Annotated in this window: 4 protein-coding genes; 2 read left to right on the top strand and 2 right to left on the bottom strand. The window is 48.3% G+C overall.

Annotated features, from left to right (window positions below; genetic code table 11):
* The first annotated feature begins 137 nt into the window (after nt 1-137).
* Nucleotides 138-1736 carry a 2,3-bisphosphoglycerate-independent phosphoglycerate mutase gene (gene gpmI / locus C7B77_RS26240; RefSeq protein WP_106311927.1) on the top strand — a complete coding sequence of 533 codons (1599 nt, stop codon included), beginning with the start codon at nt 138-140 and terminating at the stop codon, nt 1734-1736.
* Between the two features lie 115 nt (nt 1737-1851).
* Here gpmI and C7B77_RS26235 read toward each other — a convergent pair whose 3' ends face one another.
* Nucleotides 1852-2784 carry a LolA family protein gene (locus C7B77_RS26235; protein WP_146138529.1) on the bottom strand — a complete coding sequence of 311 codons (933 nt, stop codon included), beginning with the start codon at nt 2782-2784 and terminating at the stop codon, nt 1852-1854.
* On the opposite strand from C7B77_RS26235, the gene C7B77_RS30490 reads away from it, so the two are divergent.
* Nucleotides 2783-2959 (top strand): hypothetical protein, encoded by a 177-nt coding sequence (locus tag C7B77_RS30490; protein WP_181244044.1) that lies wholly within the window; start codon nt 2783-2785, stop codon nt 2957-2959. The two genes, C7B77_RS26235 and C7B77_RS30490, sit on opposite strands and share 2 nt — an antisense overlap.
* A gap of 111 nt (nt 2960-3070) precedes the next feature.
* Here the strand turns inward: C7B77_RS30490 and C7B77_RS26230 are convergent.
* On the bottom strand, nt 3071-3607 hold a 537-nt coding region (locus C7B77_RS26230), incomplete at its 5' end, for a gamma-glutamyltransferase (protein ID WP_181244043.1).

Genomic DNA, 3607 nt, shown 5'->3' with positions numbered 1-3607 from the left:
ATCGTAATCTGCCCGCAAACTGTTCGCGTGTAAACATTTCAGGAATTTGAAGTAGTGTTTCGATCGGAATGAGGTTGCGAATAACTGCTATGATAAACACGATCTTATTCTTAACAACAAAAAGGCTAAAGAATAATATGGCGCAGGCACCTGTAGCTCCGGTGGTGCTAGTAATTCTAGACGGTTGGGGATACCGTCCAGATATCCACGGCAATGCGATCGCGCAAGCCAACACACCAAATATTGATAGCCTCTGGGCTGCTTATCCACATACACTCATCGATACATCTGGACGAGCAGTAGGGTTGCCAGACGGACAGATGGGCAATTCGGAAGTCGGACATCTCAATATCGGCGCGGGGAGAATTGTCCCGCAAGAATTAGTGCGGATTTCGGATGCTGTCAAAGATGGCAGTATTTTAGAGAATCCCGCTCTAGTCAAAGTTTGTACCGATGTCAAACAGCGTCAGAGCAAACTACACATCTTAGGACTGTGTTCGGATGGGGGCGTTCACTCCCATCTCGATCACTTAATCGGTCTATTACAGTTGGCTCGCAGCCAAGATATTCAGGACGTCTGCATTCATGTGATTACCGACGGACGCGATACCGATCCGCGCGACGGATTGCTCGCCGTCCAGAAAATTGAAGACGCGATCGCCAAAATTGGCGTCGGTAGGATCGTGACAATTGGCGGTCGCTATTATGCACTCGATCGCGATCGACGTTGGGATCGAGTCAAGCTAGCTTACGATGTGATGACCGAAGCTGGTGAAGGTAACGGTAAAACTGCTACTCAAGTCCTGACTGACAGCTACGCCGAAGACAAAACCGACGAATTTATTAACCCGACGAGAATTGCTCCAGGCGCGATCGAATCCGGCGATGGAGTCATTTTCTTTAATTTCCGTCCCGATCGGGCTAGACAGCTCGCTAGTGCCCTAGTAGAGCCGACGTTTACAGGTTTTATTCGATCGCAAATTACACCGCTAACTTTTGCGACTTTCACCCAATACGATTCAACGCTACCAGTACTAGTGGCATTTGAACCCCAGCAGCTCCAGAATTTATTGGGAGAAGTCATCGCCGATCGCGGTTTGCAACAGTTTCGAGTTGCCGAAACCGAAAAATACGCCCATGTTACCTACTTCTTCAACGGCGGTAGAGAAGAACCGCTCCCTGGCGAAGATCGGGAATTGATTCCCAGTCCGCAGGTGAGCACTTACGATCGCGCACCCTCGATGTCTGCGGATACAGTTACCGATACCGTTCTGGCTGCACTCGCCAAACAGATCTATACGCTGATCGTTGTCAATTATGCCAACCCCGATATGGTCGGACATACCGGAAAAATGGCACCGACGATTACCGCGATCGAAACGGTAGATGCTTGTCTGGGTAAGCTGCTCGAAGGTGTCGGCAAAGTTGGCGGGACGACGATTATTACCGCCGATCATGGCAATGCCGAATACATGTGCGATGAAGAGGGCAATCCTTGGACGGCACACACTACCAGTCAAGTACCCTTGATTTTAGTCGAAGGCGAACGCCGTCAGCTACCGGGACACGGTACCGATGTCGTCTTACGCGAAGATGGCAAATTAGCAGACTTAGCTCCCACGATTCTAGAGATTCTCCAGATTCCCCAACCTGTGGAAATGACTGGTAAATCGATGGTAGTCCCCGCTTTGGTAGAATTTCAATCTACTCGATCGCCCGTGCGGGTAGGAGTGTAAGGTTTAGACGTGCGATCGCGCCAGCCTAATACTTACACGCGAGTCTGTTAGATGCGATCGTAGTCCTTTACCCCACCCCTGCCCTCCCCTTATAAAGGGGAGGGAGCCGAGCTATTTAACGACCGATAAGATCTATATCTACAGATTTAACTTTCTTGGTACCCTTTGGTGGCAAAAATTTGAATAGAGAATTGGCGATCGTTGGTTGAGAATTGCGATCGATAATTTTTTCAGTGAGTGTAAAGTTCGTGCCCCCATCTTTAGCATCGAGCTTACCAGTAAATTCAATCTGTTTGATAATTCCGGTTTGCGGATTGACTAAACTATTAAACGACCAGTTCTCAGTCTTATTTTCATAAGAGTAGGCATATAATTCTTCTCCGTCAACTTGCCGCATACTGCCTTGCAAATCTTTGATTTGTTCTTTAGGTAACGTAGTCAGAAAACTCGGACTGACGGCTAAAGCTGCATTGATATCCCGACGATTAGCTTCGGTGACGCTTAAAAAGAAGATGGTTGATAAACCGACTAAATATGAATAGGGTTGCGCTTGAAATTTGGCAGCAGTAGTCTGAGAATATTGACGCCGATCGGGTCGATAAATCCAGACTTTACTACCATTAGAGACGATTGTATAACTTGCTGTCGGTGGTTGTCCTGGCTGGGCAAAAGTTAGTTCCGATCGAAACTCACCGCTAGTTTTGGCAACTGTTTTGGAGCGAGCATAAATCTCGACATCCCCATCTTTACCTTGCAATTTCATCACAATTTGGGACTCGGTTCTCGCTTTATTAGTCCGTAAGAATGCACCGAGAACTTTGCCCAACAATGTCAAATCTGGCTCGGTTGAAGTCGCTGGCTGAGGCGCGGTGGAAGGTTGCGGCGCAGGCGCAACTGAAGGCTGGGGCGAGACAGACGGCTGCGGTTGTGGCAAAGATGGGGATGGAGTGGACGTATCTGGCACAGCAGGTGGGAGTTGAGCGTGCAGGGTATGAGCCATAACCATCGGTGCTGTCAAGACGAGCGTTCCGAGTAAGAATTTAAACATGTTAATTTCGAGGGCAGATAATTTGAGCTTGGGCTACAGATCTCGGATTATGCTAATTGCGGCATTACTGGATTTAGAAATGAAAAGCCACCGATGGGAGCGGGAAGCGATGCAAACACAGAACAGCGTATATTCGATCGCCAACACCCTAATTTACACGCTCGATTGGGATTAAATGAGATCTATTTTTAGATGCTAAATTAATTAAAATCGGTCGTAGTGCTAATTAGCAGTTAATTACCTTCAAACCCAATTATCAATTATCAATTATCAATTATCAATTAATTTAGAAGCCCCGTGCTGTCCCTTCCCCGCGCGGATCTGCGGCACCTTCGAGCCTACCATCGGGTAATTGTTGAATGGCGTTAGCATTCCCCCAATCTTCGCGTTGCTCGATCTGATGTCCCCGACGGCGGAGTTCGGCTAGAGTCGCAGGATCGAAGCCCCACGGCTCGACATTTACCTTGTCTGGTAGCCATTGTTGATGAATACGTCCCGCCGCAACCGCCGCGCCGACATCCATCTTGTACTCCAAGACATTGAGCAAGACTTGCAAAACAGTTGTAATAATCGTACTCCCACCAGGTGCGCCGACGGCGAGACGGAATTTACCATTTTCGGTAACGATCGTCGGTGTCATACTCGATAGCGGTGTCTTACCAGGCGCGATCGAGTTTTTCTCGCCCCCAACTAAGCCAAACACATTCGGTACCCCTGGTGCGATCGCAAAATCATCCATCTCATCATTTAATAAGATCCCCGTCCCTGGTACCACTACCCCCGCCCCAAATCGATAATTTACCGTAAAAGTCAGGCTGACAAC

The sequence above is a fragment of the Chamaesiphon polymorphus CCALA 037 genome (assembly GCF_003003845.1).
GTDB classification, from domain to species: Bacteria; Cyanobacteriota; Cyanobacteriia; order Cyanobacteriales; family Chamaesiphonaceae; genus Chamaesiphon; species Chamaesiphon polymorphus.
This window is presented reverse-complemented; position numbering and strand designations above follow the sequence as displayed.